Source organism: Robiginitalea sp. (assembly GCF_982776155.1).
On sequence record NZ_CEXZKX010000001.1, the window covers coordinates 104,905 to 123,030 of the forward strand.

The following is an 18,126-nucleotide window of genomic DNA, read 5'->3' on the forward strand; positions in this document are numbered from 1 at the left end:
ATGCCCGGTCAGGGGGTTGGGATCACCAGTACCTGGTCCGGGTGGATGATGTCCGGGTTGTTCAGGATATTCCGGTTGGCCTCAAATATCTGTTTGTATTTCATCGGGTCGCCGTAGTAGTGCTTGGCAATTTTGCTCAGGGATTCCCCGCTTTTGACCACATGGCGGTGGTAGACGGAGGCATCCTCCACCTTGATGTTCGCCTTGACATCGCCCGGTTTTTCACCCCCGATTTCCTTGATCTTGTCCCAGAGCAGGTTTTTCTCGTACTGGGTACGGGTAGTGCCTTTGATTTTCAGCACCCCGTCCTCTTCGCTGACGTCCCCGTCTTTAACGCCCAATTGCAGCCCCAGGTCCAGGACGGGCTGATACTTTGATTTTACACTCATAATACGCGATTTTCTATTGAAATTTATCGATAGACAAGATACAAAAACAGGGCGTACAGCGGGGGCTTTCGGGAGAAAATATCCCTCCCATTTTTCCGGCGGCGTGAAAAAGCTTGGTAATAAGCGGTATTCGTTGTATTTTTGCACACCTTTTCCAGCGCGTATTCAGGAGTGGAAAAGGCGAAGAATCAATTGTTAAGAACTACTTCCGGGGCAGGTGCCAGCTCCTGACGGGCCCTGGGATACAAACGAAAATCAGCAAATGGCTGAAGAAAACAAAAAGGAAGAAGCAGTGGAAACTGCTGAAACCCAGGTACAGGAAGCTCCTGCCAAACAAGAAGCTCCTGCCAAACAAGAAGATCCCCAGGAATTCCTCGAAAATTTCGACTGGGATAAGTACGAAGAGGGAATTGAGCGGGTCGAGGACGAGAAGCTCGCGGAGTTTGAGCAACTCGTCAAGGAAAACTTTGTAGATACCGCCGACGAGGAAGTGGTGAAAGGGACCATCACCCACATCACGGATCGGGAGGCGATCATCGATATCAACGCGAAATCCGAGGGGGTAATCTCCCTGAACGAGTTTCGCTACAACCCGGACCTGCAGGTAGGCGACACCGTGGATGTGCTGATCGATATCCGGGAAGACAAGAACGGCCAGCTCGTGCTGTCACACCGGAAGGCGCGCACCATCAAGGCGTGGGAAAATGTCAACGAAGCCCACGATAAGGAAGAGGTAGTTACCGGTTACGTAAAATGCCGTACCAAGGGAGGTATGATTGTGGATGTCTTTGGCATCGAGGCCTTCCTGCCCGGTTCGCAGATCGACGTAAAACCCATCCGGGATTACGACCAGTATGTCGGCAAGACCATGGAATTCAAAGTGGTCAAGATCAACCAGGAATTCAAGAACGTCGTGGTTTCCCACAAGGCGCTCATCGAGGCAGATATCGAGGAGCAGAAGAAGGAGATCATCAGCCAGCTCGAAAAGGGCCAGGTACTGGAAGGTGTGGTGAAAAACATCACCTCCTACGGGGTGTTTATCGACCTGGGCGGCGTAGACGGCCTGGTTCACATTACGGATTTGTCATGGAGCCGGATCAACCACCCGAACGAAGTGGTAGACCTGGACCAGAAGCTCAATGTGGTTATCCTGGATTTCGACGACAACAAGTCCCGGATCCAGCTGGGTATCAAGCAGCTTGAAAAGCACCCGTGGGATGCCCTGGGCGACGAGATCAAGATTGGCGACAAGGTAAAAGGAAAGGTAGTGGTCATTGCCGATTACGGAGCTTTCCTGGAAGTGGCAGAAGGAGTGGAAGGACTGATCCACGTATCCGAAATGTCCTGGTCCACGCACCTGCGCAGTGCTCAGGATTTCGTGAATGTCGGAGACGAACTGGAAGCCGTGGTGCTGACCCTGGATCGGGAAGACCGCAAGATGTCCCTGGGACTCAAGCAACTCACCCCGGACCCGTGGACGGATATCACCAGCAAGTACCCGGTTGGTTCCCGCCACAAGGGAATTGTCCGCAACTACACGAATTTTGGCGTATTTGTGGAACTGGAAGAAGGTATCGACGGCCTGATCTATATTTCCGACCTGTCCTGGACCAAGAAAATCAAGCACCCGTCTGAGTTTGTCAGCGTCGGGGACGAGATGGAGGTAGAGGTACTGGAACTGGATGTGGACGGCCGCAAGCTGAGCCTCGGCCACAAACAAACTCAGGAAAACCCCTGGGACAAGTACGAGGATGAGTTCGGCGAGGGGACAACCCACAAAGCCGCTATCACGGAGATCGTGGACAAGGGAGCTATCATCGAGTTCAACGAGGATATCACCGCCTTTGTGCCCCAGCGGCATATGGAGAAAGAAGACGGCAAAAAACTCCTGCGGGGTGAAGAAGCCGAATTCAAGATCATCGAGTTCAACAAGGACTACAAGCGCGTGGTTGCCAGCCACACGGCAATTTTCAAGGAGGAAGAGCAGCGCAACGTGCGTGCGGCCCGCCGGAAATCTGCCCAGGCTGACGAGAACAAGCCCACCCTGGGAGATGCCAACGAGCAGCTGCAGGCCCTTAAGGACAAGATGGAAGGAAAAGGCAAGAAATAACAGGCCGGTTTCTCCAAGAGGATAGAAAACCCCGGGTTTCCCCGGGGTTTTTTTATGTCCGCCGGGCCCGCGACGGCAACCCCCGGAAACCGCCTCGCCGACTGCACTGCAAACCCCGCCCGCATATTGGGGAGAAATGCCTATTTTTGTCCCTGAAACGATCGAGCCGGCCCGGTATGAGTCAAAAAGTGCTGCTTTCCTCCCAAGAGATCCACATCATCCTGCACCGGCTTGCCTGTCAACTGTTGGAACGCCATTTGGATTTCAGCGACAGCGTCCTGATCGGGTTGCAGCCCCGCGGTACCTTCCTGGCCAAACGGCTTCTGAAATTGCTGGAGACGGATTACAAAGTCACGGGGATCCCGTTCGGGTTGCTCGATATCACCTTTTACCGGGACGATTTCCGCCGGGGCGACAAGACTCTGGCAGCCAGCAGTACGCAAATCGATTTTCTGGTGGAAGGCAAGCGCGTGGTTTTAATCGACGACGTACTGTTTACCGGGCGCAGCATCCGCGCGGCCCTGACGGCTATCCAGTCGTTTGGCCGGCCGGGCGAAGTGGAATTACTCACCCTGATTGACCGGCGATTCAGCCGTCACCTGCCTATTCAGCCCGATTACCGGGGACGCCAGGTGGACGCCATTGGAGGGGAACGCGTAAAGGTCTGCTGGGAGGAAAATGCCGGGGAAGACGCCGTATATCTAATCAGTGATGACGCATGAGTGAGCTAAGTGTACGTCATTTGCTGGGGATCAAGTACCTGAGCCGGGAAGACCTCGACCTGATTTTTGAAACTGCCGACCATTTCAAGGAGGTCCTCAGCCGCTCCATCAAAAAGGTGCCTTCCCTGCGGGACATCACCATCGCGAATATCTTTTTTGAAAACAGCACCCGGACAAAGCTCTCCTTTGAGCTGGCCGAAAAACGGCTTTCGGCGGACGTTATCAACTTTTCGGCAGCCCAGTCTTCCGTGCGGAAAGGGGAAACCCTGATCGATACGGTAAACAACATCCTGTCCATGAAGGTGGACATGGTGGTGATGCGGCACCCGAACCCGGGGGCCGGTATTTTTCTCTCCAGGCACGTAAATGCCTCGATTATCAATGCGGGCGATGGCGCCCACGAACATCCCACCCAGGCCCTGCTGGACTCCTATTCCATTCGGGAGAAGCTCGGGGAGGTGGCCGGAAAAAAAGTGGTTATTGTGGGAGACATCCTCCATTCCCGGGTGGCTCTGTCCAATATTTTTGCCCTGCAACTGCAGGGGGCCGAAGTCCAGGTTTGCGGCCCCAGGACGCTGATCCCCAAGTATGTTGAATCCCTGGGCGTCCGGGTGGAACCCAACCTGCGCAAGGCACTGGAATGGTGCCATGTGGCCAACATGCTTCGCATACAGAACGAGCGGATGGACATGAGTTATTTTCCGTCTACCCGGGAGTATACCCGCCAATACGGTATCGATAAGAAATTGCTCGACAGCCTCGGCAAGGAAATCGTGATCATGCACCCGGGCCCGATCAACCGCGGGGTGGAGATTACCAGCGATGTTGCCGATTCCAGCCAGTCCATCATCCTCAACCAGGTAGAGAATGGGGTGGCCATTCGGATGGCTGTGATTTATTTATTAGCTTCAAGGATCAAATAAGCCGCACATGCTATTCGATACCGACGGGAATATCACCATTGTCCTGCAGGAAAAGGTTTCCCTGCAGACTTTTTTGAAAAACCTCCGGGAAGCCTACCCGAGGTTTAAAAACAACCACCTGATTGTCAACCTGTTCTCACTGGGAAAACTCACCACCGACGATGTCCTGGAATTCCTGGAGATCTCCAACGAGCACCGCGGGGCAGGCAAATCCTTTGTCCTGGTATCCGATGCGCTGTCCTACAACGACCTGCCCGATGAGATCTGTGCGGTCCCGACCCTCCAGGAGGCGCGGGACATGATCGAAATGGAGGAAATCGAACGGGACCTGGACCTTTGAGCGGGAATCCACAATCCATGAAGCTCCGCGTCATTGGCTGTTATGCGGCCACGCCCCGCTACCAAACCCACCCGAGTGCGCAAGTGCTCGAAACCGGCGGCCACCTGTTGCTGATCGATTGCGGGGAGGGCACCCAGATGGAGCTCCGACGCTACCGGATCCGATTGGCGCGCATCGACCATATATTTATCTCCCACCTCCACGGGGACCACTTTTTCGGCCTGCCGGGTCTTATTGCCACCTTCCAGCTACTGGGCCGGGAGCGCCCGCTCCACATCTATGGGCCCAAAGGCATCCGGGAGGCGATTTCGCTCCTGCTGAGGGTTGGGGAAACCCGCACGCGTTTTGCGCTTGAATTCCGGGAGCTGACTTCCCCGCAGCCCGAAACCATCCTGGCCAACGAGAAACTGGAGGTTTCCACCTTGCCGCTGAACCACCGTATTTACGCCAACGGCTTTTTGATTCAAAGGAAGCCTGGCATGCGTAAACTACGGGCAGGGGTAGCCGAATCGCTGGGAGTGGACAAGGCCTATTACCGGAAGATTAAGCAAGGGGCGGATGGGGTAGCCGCCGACGGCCGTACGATCCCCAACCACCGGCTTACCGAGCCCCCGCCCCCTGCTGCGAGTTATGCCTACTGCAGTGATACCGCGTATAAGCCGGAACTGGCCGCGTGGATCCGCGGGGTGGATACGCTCTACCACGAATCCACTTTTTTGGAGACCGAAGCCCGGTTGGCGGCGGAAACCGGCCATTCCACGGCATTACAGGCCGCCCGGATAGCCCGGGACGCCGGGGTGGGCCGTTTGATCCTGGGGCATTATTCCACCCGCTATCGGGACCTGGAAGCCTTTCGGCAGGAAGCCCTGGGCCAATTTCCGAACGTGGAACTTGCCGAGGATGGGAAGGCGTTTGAATGGAGCGCCGGCCAGGATTAAAGCGGTTTACGGGGACCGTCTGCGCCCCGGTTTTATCCAAGTTTGATTATATTGGTATCCCAGAACAATTCCCATGGAAAAAGACCTAGGAGCCTACCGGAAATCCTATGAAAAAAAGCAGTTGGACGAGTCCGGGGTACCGGACCGCCCCCTGGATCTTTTCGGGCAGTGGTTCCGGGATGCGGAGGCCGCTGCCGGGGGTGAGGAACCCAATGCGATGACGCTAGCCACCGTCGGGCCGGACGGATATCCCAGGAGCCGGGTGGTCTTGCTGAAGAAATTCAGTGAAGAAGGTTTTGTGTTCTATACGAATTACGAAAGTGAAAAGGGCCGGGCCATCGCAGCCGATCCCCGGGTATGCCTTTCATTTTTCTGGCCCTACACCGAGCGGCAGGTCATTGTAAAGGGCCGGGCCGAGAAGGTTTCCGCTGCCGAGTCGGATGCGTACTTCCAATCGCGGCCACAGGGCAGCAGGTTGGGGGCGGTGATTTCCGACCAAAGCCGGGTGGTCCCATCCCGGGAGTATCTGGAAGAACGTCTGCTAAAGGCCGAAAAAGAGCTTGGCGGGGGGGAGATTTCCAGGCCGGAACAATGGGGGGGCTACCTGGTCCGCGCCGAATCGGTGGAATTCTGGCAGGGACGCGAAAACCGGTTGCACGACCGGCTGCTGTACCGTATGAATGACCGGGGAGGCTGGAAAATCGAACGCCTGGCGCCTTAAAGAGAAACACATGAAAGAACTGATACTCATTCGTCACGGTAAATCCTCCTGGGATTACGACGTGGCCGATAAAGACCGCCCACTGAAGGAACGCGGGATTCAGGACGGGCACCTGGTTGCCCGGAAAGTCAAACCGGATTTTCCCCGCCCAGATGCCGTATTTTCAAGCCCGGCAAACCGGGCCCTGCACACCTGCATGATCCTGATGCGGGGCCTGGACCTGCCTTTTGAGTTACTCACGGTTACCGATGCTTTGTATGACTTTTCCGGGTCCTCGGTTGCCGGCTTTGTAGCGGGGCTCGACAACCGGTTGCAACGGGTACTGCTATTTGGTCACAATCACGCTTTTACCCACCTTGCAAATACCTGGGGCGACCAGTCCATCGACAACGTCCCGACCACCGGCCTGGTCCACTTGCGGTTCGGGGAATCCCGGTGGGAAGAAGTCGCAACGGGGAAGACACTGTACACGGTTTTCCCGAAACACCTCAAATAATTCTGCATGAATAAACAATATATCAACCGCGAAATCAGCTGGCTCCGATTCAATGAACGCGTCCTCCAGGAAAGTGAGGACCCGGGGGTTCCGCTAATCGAGCGGCTGCGCTTTCTGGGTATCTTCTCCAACAACCTGGATGAATTCTTCAAGGTCCGGTACGCTACCGTCAAACGGATCGTTCAGGCCGGTAAATCCGGGAAAAGTGTCCTGGGGGGCGAAAAGGCCAAGGACCTGCTGGAGGAAATCACCCAGATCGTGATCCGGCAGCAGGAGAAGAGTATCCGGATTCTCCACGAAATTGAACAGCAGCTGGAGGCCGAGAACATTTTTATGATCACCGAGACGGAGATCCAGGAACACCAGGAAGCATTTCTGCGCAACTATTTCATCCAGAACGTCAGTCCCGTACTGATGACGATTATCCTGGACGAGCACACGGATTTTCCCATTTTGAAGGATACCGCTGCCTACCTCGCCGTTAAAATGGCCCTGCTCGACACGGATGCAGATTCCAAGAAAAACGGGGATTACCGTTATGCACTTATCGAAATACCCAAGGGGATCAACCGGTTTATCGAGTTGCCGCGCGAGGGCGACAAGAACTACATCATCCTCCTGGACGACCTGATCCGCTATTCGCTCCGGAGCATTTTCAATATGTTTTCCTATGAGGATATTTCGGCCCACATGATCAAGATTACCCGGGACGCGGAACTGGATATCGACAATGACCTGAGCAAGAGCTTTATCGAAAAAATCTCCGCCAGCGTCGATAACCGCCGCCTCAGCGACCCGGTGCGCTTTGTCTACGACCGGGCCATTGAAGAGGATACGCTCAACTTCCTGAAGGAGCGCATGGGTATTGAGGATACGGACAGCGTAATCCCCGGCGGCCGCTACCACAACCGCCGCGACTATATGGGGTTCCCGAGCCTGGGCCGCCATGACCTGACGTACGACAAGATCAAGCCGTTGCCGGTGGTGGGCCTCAGTATGGAGGGCAGCCTTTTTGAACGTATTGCGCAGAAGGACTACCTCCAGTACGCCCCGTACCACACGTTCACCTATGTGATCAAATTCCTCCGGGAAGCTGCACTGGATCCGAAAGTGCGCAGTATCAAGATTACCATCTACCGCCTGGCCGACCACTCCCAGGTGACCTCCTCCCTGATCAACGCGGTCAAGAACGGCAAACAGGTGACTGTACAGATTGAGCTGCGGGCCCGGTTTGACGAACGGGCGAATATCGAGTACGCCGAACAGTTGCAGGAAGAAGGGGTGAAGCTCATATTTGGCGTGCCCGGTCTGAAAGTCCACAGCAAAATCTGCGTGATCGACCGGGAGGAAGGAGATACCATTAAGCGGTACGGTTTTGTAAGCACCGGGAATTTCAATGAATCCACGGCGCGTATTTACACGGATTACACGTTGTTTACGGCCCATGAACCCATCCTGAAGGAACTCAACAAGGTATTCGACTTTTTCGAAACCACCTACCGGATCGAAAAGTACAAGCACCTGATCGTCTCCCCGCATTACACCCGCAGCCGCTTTAAAAAGCTCATCAAGCAGGAAATCGCCAATGCCCGGGCCGGAAAGGAGGCCTATATCAAGATCAAGATGAACAGCTTCACCTCTTACGACATGGTAGACCTGCTCTACAAGGCGTCCGAGGCCGGGGTTAAGATCCAGCTGATTGTCCGGGGAGTCTGCTGCCTGATTCCCGGAATTCCCGGGATGAGCAGTAATATCGAGGCGATCAGCATCGTGGATAAATTCCTGGAGCACCCGCGCCTGTTTATATTTGGAAATGACGGGGACCCCAAGGTGTATATTTCCTCGGCCGACTGGATGACCCGGAACCTGGACAACCGGGTGGAAGTAGGCTGCCCGATCTACCAGGAAGATATCCGGCAGGAGCTTATCGAAACCTTCGAAATTTGCTGGCGCGATAATGTGAAAGCCCGGGTTTTTGACGCCGAGCAATCCAATACCTACCGACAGGATAGCCGACCGCCTTTCCGTTCTCAGTTTGAGATGTATAACTTCTACCAACGCAAACTGGAAGAGGCCCGTGGAGATTCGTAAACTCGCCGCAATCGACATCGGTTCGAATGCCATCCGCCTGCTGGTACAAAATGTCATTGAGGCCGCCGACCGGCCGGTTCAGTTCAACAAGAGCGCGCTGATCCGCGTCCCCGTGCGACTCGGGGAGGACAGTTTCCGCCTGGGCCGCATTTCAGAGGCAAATGCCGGGCGTATCCGGGATACCCTGAAGGCATTCTCCCTGCTGATGCGCGTAAGCGGGGTAGAGCGCTACAGGGCCTGTGCCACTTCGGCCATGCGGGAGGCGACCAACGGGAAGGATATCCTGGAAAAGGCCCGGCTGGAAACCGGGATGGCGGTGGAATTGATCGACGGACAGCGCGAAGCAGCCATTATCGCTGCCACGGATATCAGCAGGTTGATCCGGCAGGAAGGCACCTACCTCTATATCGATGTGGGCGGGGGCAGTACGGAGTACACGGTATTTTCGGATGGCCAGGCGGTGGCGTCCCGGTCCTTCCGCATCGGCACCGTTCGCCTGCTGGGGGATTCGGTCACCGCGGCCGACTGGCAGGATGTCGAAACCTGGATTCGCGAACAGGTGCGGCGCTTTCCCAGGGTGGAAATTATCGGATCCGGGGGGAATATCAACAAGCTGCACAAGATGTCCGGAAGGAAGCAGGGCGAACCCCTGTCGCAGATCTGGCTCAATGCCCATTTCCACTTTCTCAACAGCATGACCTACGAGGAGCGCATCTCGGAACTCGGCCTGAACCCGGACCGGGCGGACGTGATTATCCCGGCCACCCGGATCTTTTTGATGTCTGCCAAATGGAGCCGCGCCAAACGAATCCACGTACCCCAGATTGGCCTGGCCGACGGGATTATCAGGACCATGTACCATAGCAAAAGCAAGCCGGAATCCGGGTATGCCGTTCCCGGAGGGGAGGGGTTCGATTCCTAATTAACAGCAATTGGCACAGGCAGAGGAGATTTACCGGTTTATAACGGAAGAAGGGGAAGAGCGGTCCTGCAGTGCGATCAGCGAGGTGCACTGCACGGATGTCCCCGGGAATTTCCTGAAGAATGCCCTGAGCGGCTTCAGTTCGAAACTCGCCGAGCAGTTGGTCAGCCCGGGGGTTACCCTGCCCTGGATGATTTCGCTCTTTGGAGGCGGTATGGGAATTTCCGGTATGCTGGTCCCGCTGAAAAACCTCGGCAGCCTCCTGCCGCAATTATTTGTATCCGGCAGGATTCGGAACTACCCCAGGCGAAAGTATTTTTGGGCTTTTCCGGCTTTTTTCCAGGCGTTGGCCATCCTGCTGATCGGGGGTGCCTTCTGGAAACTGGAAGGCGGGATGATGGCGGCGGCTGTAGCCGTACTGCTCCTGGTGTTCAGCATCGCCAGCGGGGTGGCATCGGTTGCCTTTAAGGACGTCATGGGAAAAACGATTCCCAATGGCAGGCGGGGCCGGCTGCTGGCCACGCGGGCAACCGGAGGGGGGGTGCTTACCCTGGCCTTTGGACTCGTCCTGTTTTTCTTTCTCAGGGATATGCAGGCGTCGTGGACGGTGGCCCTGTTGATTGTCGGGGCGTCCCTGCTCTGGGTACTTGCCGGGCTGGCATTTCTGTGGATTGATGAGGCGGCGGGTGCCACGGAAGGCGGGAGAACCCCCTTTCAGGAATTCCGCGCTGGCTGGAAAGTCCTGCGCAAAGACCGGAACCTCGTCAATTTTATCCTCTCGAGGGCTTTTTTGATGGCCATTCCGCTGGCCCAGCCGTATTTTGTGGTCATCGGCAGGGAGTACACGGATGCCGACTTGTCGGGCCTGGGCCTGTTTGTTATTGCCGCCGGCCTGGCAGCCCTGATATCCAGCCCGCTCTGGGGGAAGTTGGCCGATCGCTCCTCCCGCGGGCTGATGGTTGGCATGGCGCTGTTGGGCATCCTGAATTGCGGCCTGGTGGCCGGCTTTACGTATTTGCCGGAGGGGAGCCGGAGTATTTACCTGTTTGCCCCGTTGATCCTGATGAACATGATGGCCCACGGCGGCGCCCGGCTAAGCCGCAAAACATACCTGACCGACTATGCGCCCGAAGAAGATCGCCCGCTTTATGTGGCACTTGCCAACACGCTGATTGGAATTTTCACCCTGGCGGCTGCAGGGATCGGGTTTTTATCCGAATGGTTCGGCCCCCTGTTTTTACTGGCGTTTTTATCCGGGATGCTGCTGCTGAGTATTTTCTTCAGCCGGAGGCTGGAGGAAACCTGATCAGCCGTGGACGGTTTCCCGGTTCCCGAGCCCTTTGACGATTTCCGCCTCGTAGGCCAGCAGGTCTTCCCATTTTTGGTCTACTTCCGCCCGGTTGCCGTATTTCCTGGCAAATTTCAGGAATAAGGTGTAGTGCCCCGCTTCGCTTACCATGAGTTTGCGGTAAAATTCCGCCAGGTCCGGATCCTTGAGTTGTTCGGAGAGTAAACGGAAGCGCTCGCAACTCCTCGCCTCGATCAGCGCTGCGTAGAGCAGGCGGTGAACCAGTTTGGTCTCCCGGCTGCCGCCTTTTGGAAAGAACTTCATCAATTCCACCACATAATCGTCCCGCCGGTACCGCCCCAGGGTTTTGCCCCGGGCCAGGATCCGGTCGTGGACCATCTTGAAATGGCCCATTTCTTCCCGGGCAAGCGCTACCATTTCGGTGACGAGTTCCGGGTACTCCGGGAAGTTCACGATCAGTGAAATAGCCGTACTGGCAGCCTTTTGTTCGCAAAATGCGTGATCCGTCAGGATTTCGTCGATATTTTTTTCCACGATGTTGACCCATCGGGGGTCCGTAGGGAGTTTCAGCCCGAGCATGTCCTTCTTTTGTTGCAAAGGTACAAATCCCGAAGTGGAATTTTCACTTTCCCGAAACGGTCATCCAGTCGGGATTCTGAATAATTATAGCTACTTTTGACAGGAAGAACGCGCCGGGTTCTCCGCCAGGCGCACGAACCCGCCAACAGAATTGACTTTATGGATACGAACAACGTGTCACGGCGTTTGCGCATCCTTCTTACAGATACCCTGAAGCCCGGGCAGCTCGAGTGGCTGGATGAACGGATTGACCGTATTACCGGGGAGCCGTCCGGCAAGGACCTCTTCCTTTCCTACAGCCTGATTGGCCGGAAAATCCCCGGTTCGGGCGTGGAGCTCAATCAGGCAGCGCCATCCGCCGTCACCGATTATATCTGGGAACACGGTATCCGTTGCGACCAGCTGGCGCGGATCTACCTGCTGGCCTCTGTGCTCGAAGCGGACCCGGAGTATTTTACCCCAAAGGTTGCCACGCTCATTCAGGTGGCCGATACCGGAGAACTGGTAACCTTCCTCAGGTACCTTCCGGTTCTTCCCGCCGCCGGGGCCTTTAAGGAATCCGCTGTGGAAGCCCTCCGGACGAATATTGCAACTGTTTTCGATGCCATCGCTCTGGGGAACCCTTACCCGGTGGAGCATTTTAACCAGCAACAGTGGAACCAGATGTACCTGAAGGCCGCATTCATGGGTCGCGACCTGTTACAAATCCAAGGGGTGGGAAAGCGCGCCAACGCCGAGCTCGCCCGGATCATTTCGGATTACGCCCATGAGCGCTGGGCCGCTTCCCGCGCGGTAGACCCGCAGATCTGGCGCCCCGTGGGGCCTTTCCTGGAGGGGCCGCTGATAGGGGATATGCAGCGATTGCTGGACAGCCCGGACATCCGGGAACAACAGGCGGGGTACCTGTGTTGCCGGGCTTCCGATTCAGAAGCGGCCGGTAAACTCATCGACGGACACCCCGTGGAAAAGAAGTATGAAGCCAATCCATTTGACTGGCGCGATATAAAAGCATAAAAATGCAAGATAACCTCCGATTTATTGACCCGCACGTCCACATGACTTCCCGGACGACGGACGATTACGAAGCCATGGCTGCCGCCGGGGTGGTGGCCCTGATCGAACCGGCCTTCTGGCTCGGACAGCCGAGGACCCAGGTGGGGTCGTTCCAGGATTATTTCAGCAGCCTGGTGGGCTGGGAGCCATTCCGGGCCAGCCAGTTCGGGATCAAACACTACTGTACCATCGGCCTGAACTCCAAGGAGGCTAACAACGAGCCGCTGGCAGAAGCCGTCATGGAGCTGCTCCCCCTTTACCTGACCAAGGAAAATGTGGTGGCCGTGGGCGAGATTGGCTATGACGACCAGACACCTGCCGAAGACCGGTTTTTTCGTGCCCAGCTGGAGCTGGCAAAGGAAATGGGGATGAGCGTACAGGTCCATACGCCGCACCGGGATAAAAAATCGGGTACCATCCGGAGCATGGAGGTGTGCCTGGAACACGGATTGGACCCGTCGGATGTCATCATCGACCACAACAACGAGGAGACCGTCCGGGAAGTACTGGACCGCGGTTTCTGGGCTGCATTTACGATTTATCCCAAGACCAAGATGGGCAATGAACGCATGGTGGAGGTGATTAAACAATACGGGAGCGAGCGGATCCTGGTCAACAGTTCCGCGGACTGGGGGGTGAGCGATCCGCTGGCCGTCCCCAAAACGGCTTCCCTGATGCTTCGCAATGGAATTGCCCGTGAAGACGTGGAACGCAGCTGTTACGGAAACGCCCTGGCAGCATTCGGGAAGAACAGTACGATGAGCGAATCGGACTGGACCGGGGCCGGGGGCATCGACCAGCGCAAACTCTTCAATGACAACAGCGTCCTCCGCGGGCAGCAACCCCGGGTAGACTCCGACCAGATACAATAAGATGGGCAAAAGTGCCTTTTACGGGTACCTGCAGCTTATGCGGCCCCCCAACCTGCCGACGGCAGCCGCGGATATACTTGCCGGCGGGGCCATTGCAGGGGTTTATTCCCAATTGTTTGCTTCCCAGGAAGGGCCGGCACCCTGGCTCGTCCTCCTGGCTTTGGTTACTGCTTCCATCCTGCTTTATGCCGGGGGGGTAGTCCTCAACGATGTCTTCGATGCGCAACTCGATGCCCGGGAACGCCCGGAGCGGCCGATTCCCAGTGGGGTCATTCCCAGATCCCGGGCAGCGGTTTTTGGCGCTTCGCTGCTTTTCCTCGGCGTACTGGCAGCATCCCTGGTCCGCCTTGAGAGCGGCTATATCGCAGCCTTGCTGGCGATAGCCATCCTGGTTTACGATGCCTATGCAAAAAAATTCAGCTTTCTGGGGCCCTTGCTGATGGGTACTTGCAGGAGCCTGAACCTCTGGTTGGGGATCAGTATTTTACCCATAACCGGACAGGGGGCGTACCTCTGGGTGCCCCTGCTTTACATCTTTGCCGTTACCACGGTGAGCAGGGGGGAGGTATATGGGGGAAACAAAAAAGCCTTGATAGCCGCAGCCGGTATGTACGCAATTGCCATTTTCGGCGTTGGAATACTAGTCGGAGTACAGACCACCCGTTTTTGGTTTGCCCTGCCGTTCCTCCTGTTGCTCTGCCTGATGGTATTCAGGCCGTTATGGCGGGCCTATCAGATCAACCAGCCGGCGGAAATCCGGGGGGCGGTCAAAGGAGGCGTCCTGGGGATCGTTGCACTGGATGCCGCCTGGGCAGCGGGGTATGCCGGGCTCTGGCCCGCGGTGCTGATCCTGGCTTTACTGCCGGTGGCGCGATTGCTGGCGGCCCGGTTTGCAGTCACTTAAGTGAAGAGATCAATGGACAGACAGATAGAAAAAACATTCAATGTGCCCTTCCGGCACCGCCTCCTTTTCACTCAGGGGGTGTTCAATCCGGAGAACCAACTCCTGGCCGACCTGTTGCACGCCTACCGGCCCGGGGTGTCGGTCAAAACCCTGTTTGTCCTGGACAGCGGGGTGCAAAAGGCCCATCCCGGGCTTGAAAATGCCATTCAGACGTACTGCGGGAAGTATCCTGAACAAATGAAATGCGCGGATGTATTGGTGGTCCCGGGAGGAGAATCCGCAAAGAATTCAGAAGGCCCAACCAACCGGGTGCTCAAAGCGATCGAAACCCATGGGATCTGCCGCCATTCAGTGGTAGTGGCCATTGGGGGCGGTGCGGTTATCGATATGGCGGGGTATGCCGCCGCCATCGCCCACCGCGGGGTCCAGCTCATCCGCATCCCCACCACGGTACTGGCCCAGAATGACGCCGCCGTTGGGGTGAAGAACGGGATCAACTTTTACGGGAAAAAGAATTTCCTGGGCACCTTTGCCGTCCCCCAGGCCATCATCAATGACCGGGACTTTCTGGAAACCCTGGAGGACCGCGACTGGATAGCCGGTTCGGCCGAAGCGGTAAAGGTAGCCCTGATCAAAGACGCTCCGTTTTTTGAATTTCTGGAGCGGGAAGCCCAGGCGCTGCGCCGAAGGGATCCTGGCCCCATGCAGGAGCTGATCTTCCGGTGTGCGGAACTGCACATGGAACATATTGCAGGTGGGGGGGACCCCTTTGAGGCGGGCTCTTCCCGCCCGCTCGATTTCGGGCACTGGTCGGCCCACAAACTCGAACACCTGACCGGGTACGGGCTGCGCCACGGGGAAGCCGTTGCCCTGGGGATGGCCCTGGACGTGCGTTACAGCCACCGGTTGGGGATGCTCGAGCCCCGGGAAACCCAGCGCATCCTGGATTTGCTCACAAACCTGGGCTTCGACCTGCACCTCCCGGACCTGGGACCCGACGGCTCCCAAAACTTGTTGCAGGGCCTGGAGGAATTCCGGGAACACCTGGGGGGCGTGCTGACCATCACGCTGCTGGAAGGTATCGGCCGGAAGCGGGACGTGCATGAAATCGACCGGGATATTATGGCGGCAGCTATTGCCGAAATGCAACCTGGAAAAACAGCAAACAAGGCTTCCTGATGCTCCTGCGCAATACCTTCCATACCACCTATTGTACGAACATCCACCCGGGAGGGGACTGGAAGGAGACCTTCGGGGCGCTGGAAGACCATCTGGAAGCGATCCGGGGCAATGTAAGCCCCGGGCAACCCTTTGGCCTGGGGCTGAGGCTCTCCGACCAGGCGAGCAGGGAGCTCGACGCGGGCAATCGCCTGGCCGATTTCAAGGCATGGCTGGACGCCCGGGATATCTATGTCTTTACCATGAATGGCTTCCCTTTTGGAGCCTTCCACGGCACAGCAGTTAAGGACCGGGTCCACGAGCCGGACTGGACCACCCGGGAACGCCTGGATTACACGCTCCGGTTGTTCCGGCAACTGGAATTCCTGGCGGGGGAGGGGCGCGAAGCCGGTATTTCCACCTCTCCTGTCAGTTACCGGCATTGGTTTCGGTCGCCTGCGGAGAAATCGGATGCCCTCAGGGCAGGTGCCCGGAACATGGCCCGGGTAGCCGCGGCCCTGTACAGCAGGGAGCGGGACACGGGTGTTTACTTGCACCTGGACATTGAACCGGAACCCGACGGCCTGCTGGAGAACACCCGGGAGGTCCTGGATTTCTACCGGGACTATCTGATACCGGAAGGGGCGGCCTATCTGGAAACCGAGTTGGGTCTGGATACCGCAACTGCCCGGGAAGCTGTACTCCGGCACATCACCATTTGTTATGACATCTGCCATTTTGCCCTGGCCTACGAAGGCCCGGAACACGTGTTTGGCCTATTGGGTAAGGCAGGGATCCGCGTGGGGAAAATACAGGTCAGTGCAGCCCTCAGGATTCGCCCTGACGGGGCCGGCCGGGATATGGCGTTGAGGACCCTGGCGGAATTTGACGAACCGGTGTACCTGCACCAGGTAACCCGCAGGACCCCGGAGGGCGTGGAAACCTGGCCGGACCTGCCGGAATTATTGCAAGACCCGCCGGAATTTGAGGAGTTGCGCGCCCATTTCCACGTCCCGATATTTGCGGAGGGTTACGGGGCCCTGGGCGCCACCCAGCGGGAAATCCTGGAAGTCCTGGAATACCTGGTGGAACACCCGGATGCCTGCCGGCACCTGGAAGTGGAAACCTATACCTGGGATGTGTTGCCCGACGGCCTGAAATCCACCCTGTCAGAATCTATTTCCAGGGAACTCGGCTGGCTGAGAAAAGCGTTGAAAGCATGAAAAAAACAGTCGTAATCAATGCCGTCGGCCTGACGCGCCGCCTGATTGGCCCGGACACCCCGAGGATTCGGGAATTTTTGGCCTCCGGCCAGTCCCGGGATATCGCCCCGGTGCTCCCGGCAGTGACCTGTTCCGCCCAAGCTACCTACCTGACGGGGAAAATGCCTTCAGATCACGGGATTGTCGGGAATGGATGGTTTTTCAAAGAAGAGCTGGAGGTCAAATTCTGGCGGCAGTCGAACCGGCTGGTGCAGTCCCCGAAGATCTGGGACCGGCTCAAAGCCGAAGATCCGGGATTTACCTGTGCCAATATGTTTTGGTGGTACAACATGTATTCGAGCGTTGACTACAGCGTCACCCCGCGGCCCAATTACCTGGCCGACGGACGAAAAATACCGGATATCTACAGCCACCCGGCCAGTCTCCGCGACGACCTGCAGGAGCGATTCGGGCAGTTTCCGCTGTTTAAATTCTGGGGTCCCATGGCGGGGATCGACTCAACGCGGTGGATCGCCGATGCCTGTATCCACACGGACCAATCCTACAATCCGACCCTCACGCTGATCTATCTGCCGCACCTGGACTACAACTTGCAACGCCTGGGGCCCGACCCGGAACAAATTGGGCCCGACCTCCAAGCCCTGGACCACGAAGTGGGACGCCTCCTGGACCATTACGGCCCGCAGGAAGTGCAGATGGTGATACTTTCCGAATACGGTATTACCCCGGTTAGCCAACCGGTCCACCTGAACCGCATACTGCGTAAAAACGGGCTGATAGCCATTCGTGAAGAACGGGGCCTTGAGCTGCTGGATGCCGGGGCCAGTGAGGCGTTTGCAGTAGCGGACCACCAGGTGGCCCACATCTATGTGAAAGACCGGGACCGGATCGGGGAGGTCCGGGATCTCGTAGCGGCCACCCCGGGAGTGGAACGGGTCCTGGAAGGTGCTTCCAGACGTGAAGCCGGACTGGACCACGAACGCGCCGGCGACCTGATTGCCGTGGCCGGCCCCGATGCCTGGTTTACCTATTACTTCTGGCTGGACGATGCCAGGGCCCCGGATTACGCCCGGATGGTAGACATACACAAGAAGCCCGGTTACGACCCGGTGGAACTGATGACAGACCCTTCGGATCCGCTGGTAAAACTGAAAATTCTCCGGAAGCTGGCTGGTAAAAAGCTGGGGTTCCGTTCGGTACTCGACGTGATTCCCCTGAAAGCCGAACTGATTCGCGGTTCCCATGGCCGGATTCCCGAAGATCCCGCAGATTATCCTATTTTTATATGTAATAACAAGGGCCCGCTGCCGGATAGCCCGATAGCCCCCACCGAGGTGTACGGAGAATTGTACCGGCTGGTTAAGGGCCTGTAAACC

The 18,126-nt window shown here is 57.0% G+C and carries 18 protein-coding genes; 16 read left to right on the forward strand and 2 right to left on the reverse strand.

Translation table 11 applies throughout. From position 1 onward, the window contains the following. Window positions 1-8: 8 nt before the first annotated feature. Window positions 9-389: a LysM peptidoglycan-binding domain-containing protein gene (locus tag AC3DKS_RS00430; RefSeq protein WP_015754516.1), complete on the reverse strand. Its 381-nt coding sequence runs from the start codon at window positions 387-389 to the stop codon at window positions 9-11. A 262-nt stretch (window positions 390-651) separates the two neighbouring features. Here AC3DKS_RS00430 and rpsA point away from each other — a divergent pair, with 262 nt between their 5' ends. The 10 genes from rpsA to AC3DKS_RS00480 all read left to right on the forward strand — a co-directional run bounded on the left by rpsA (window position 652) and on the right by AC3DKS_RS00480 (window position 10,958). Next, window positions 652-2,499, forward strand: a complete 1,848-nt coding sequence (gene rpsA / locus AC3DKS_RS00435) for a 30S ribosomal protein S1 (RefSeq protein ID WP_272608121.1) — start codon at window positions 652-654, stop codon at window positions 2,497-2,499. Window positions 2,500-2,675: 176 nt separating this feature from the next. Then, entirely contained in the window at window positions 2,676-3,221 is a 546-nt protein-coding gene (gene pyrR / locus AC3DKS_RS00440) for a bifunctional pyr operon transcriptional regulator/uracil phosphoribosyltransferase PyrR (RefSeq protein WP_015754518.1), read from the forward strand. After that, window positions 3,218-4,144: an aspartate carbamoyltransferase catalytic subunit gene (locus AC3DKS_RS00445; RefSeq protein WP_272608122.1), complete on the forward strand. Its 927-nt coding sequence runs from the start codon at window positions 3,218-3,220 to the stop codon at window positions 4,142-4,144. The genes pyrR and AC3DKS_RS00445 overlap by 4 nt, the downstream gene beginning before the upstream one ends. A 7-nt stretch (window positions 4,145-4,151) precedes the next feature. Further along, window positions 4,152-4,484, forward strand: coding sequence for a hypothetical protein (locus AC3DKS_RS00450; protein ID WP_015754520.1), 333 nt, complete (start codon window positions 4,152-4,154; stop codon window positions 4,482-4,484). Between the two features lie 17 nt (window positions 4,485-4,501). Continuing rightward, window positions 4,502-5,422, forward strand: coding sequence for a ribonuclease Z (locus AC3DKS_RS00455; RefSeq protein ID WP_272608123.1), 921 nt, complete (start codon window positions 4,502-4,504; stop codon window positions 5,420-5,422). A gap of 73 nt (window positions 5,423-5,495) precedes the next feature. After that, entirely contained in the window at window positions 5,496-6,143 is a 648-nt protein-coding gene (gene pdxH, locus AC3DKS_RS00460) for a pyridoxamine 5'-phosphate oxidase (RefSeq protein WP_272608124.1), read from the forward strand. Window positions 6,144-6,153: 10 nt separating this feature from the next. Then, entirely contained in the window at window positions 6,154-6,639 is a 486-nt protein-coding gene (locus AC3DKS_RS00465) for a SixA phosphatase family protein (RefSeq protein WP_015754523.1), read from the forward strand. Between the two features lie 6 nt (window positions 6,640-6,645). Further along, complete coding sequence (gene ppk1 / locus AC3DKS_RS00470) at window positions 6,646-8,730, forward strand: polyphosphate kinase 1 (RefSeq protein WP_272608126.1); 2,085 nt, start codon at window positions 6,646-6,648, stop codon at window positions 8,728-8,730. Beyond that, on the forward strand, window positions 8,717-9,652 hold the full coding sequence (locus AC3DKS_RS00475) for a Ppx/GppA phosphatase family protein (protein WP_015754525.1): 936 nt from the start codon (window positions 8,717-8,719) through the stop codon (window positions 9,650-9,652). The genes ppk1 and AC3DKS_RS00475 overlap by 14 nt, the downstream gene beginning before the upstream one ends. A gap of 10 nt (window positions 9,653-9,662) precedes the next feature. Continuing rightward, entirely contained in the window at window positions 9,663-10,958 is a 1,296-nt protein-coding gene (locus tag AC3DKS_RS00480; RefSeq protein ID WP_272608127.1) for an MFS transporter, read from the forward strand. Here the strand turns inward: AC3DKS_RS00480 and AC3DKS_RS00485 are convergent, their stop codons facing one another. Beyond that, on the reverse strand, window positions 10,959-11,540 hold the full coding sequence (locus tag AC3DKS_RS00485; protein ID WP_272608195.1) for a MiaE family protein: 582 nt from the start codon (window positions 11,538-11,540) through the stop codon (window positions 10,959-10,961). Between the two features lie 159 nt (window positions 11,541-11,699). Between AC3DKS_RS00485 and AC3DKS_RS00490 the strand changes: the two genes are divergently transcribed. From AC3DKS_RS00490 to AC3DKS_RS00515, 6 genes are read left to right on the forward strand one after another with little or no spacing between them, the layout of a single operon-like run. Next, window positions 11,700-12,554: an EboA domain-containing protein gene (locus AC3DKS_RS00490; RefSeq protein WP_272608129.1), complete on the forward strand. Its 855-nt coding sequence runs from the start codon at window positions 11,700-11,702 to the stop codon at window positions 12,552-12,554. 2 nt (window positions 12,555-12,556) lie between these two features. Continuing rightward, a complete protein-coding gene (locus AC3DKS_RS00495; protein WP_015754529.1) occupies window positions 12,557-13,465 on the forward strand; it encodes a TatD family hydrolase in 909 nt (302 codons plus the stop codon). 1 nt (window position 13,466) lies between these two features. Continuing rightward, window positions 13,467-14,369, forward strand: coding sequence for a UbiA-like protein EboC (eboC, locus tag AC3DKS_RS00500; protein WP_272608132.1), 903 nt, complete (start codon window positions 13,467-13,469; stop codon window positions 14,367-14,369). Window positions 14,370-14,381: 12 nt separating this feature from the next. Beyond that, entirely contained in the window at window positions 14,382-15,548 is a 1,167-nt protein-coding gene (locus AC3DKS_RS00505; protein WP_272608133.1) for a 3-dehydroquinate synthase, read from the forward strand. Next, window positions 15,548-16,750 (forward strand): metabolite traffic protein EboE, encoded by a 1,203-nt coding sequence (eboE, locus tag AC3DKS_RS00510; RefSeq protein WP_272608134.1) that lies wholly within the window; start codon window positions 15,548-15,550, stop codon window positions 16,748-16,750. The genes AC3DKS_RS00505 and eboE overlap by 1 nt, the downstream gene beginning before the upstream one ends. Beyond that, a complete protein-coding gene (locus AC3DKS_RS00515; protein ID WP_272608136.1) occupies window positions 16,747-18,123 on the forward strand; it encodes an alkaline phosphatase family protein in 1,377 nt (458 codons plus the stop codon). Before eboE ends, AC3DKS_RS00515 begins: the two co-directional genes overlap by 4 nt. Window positions 18,124-18,126 lie beyond the last annotated feature (3 nt).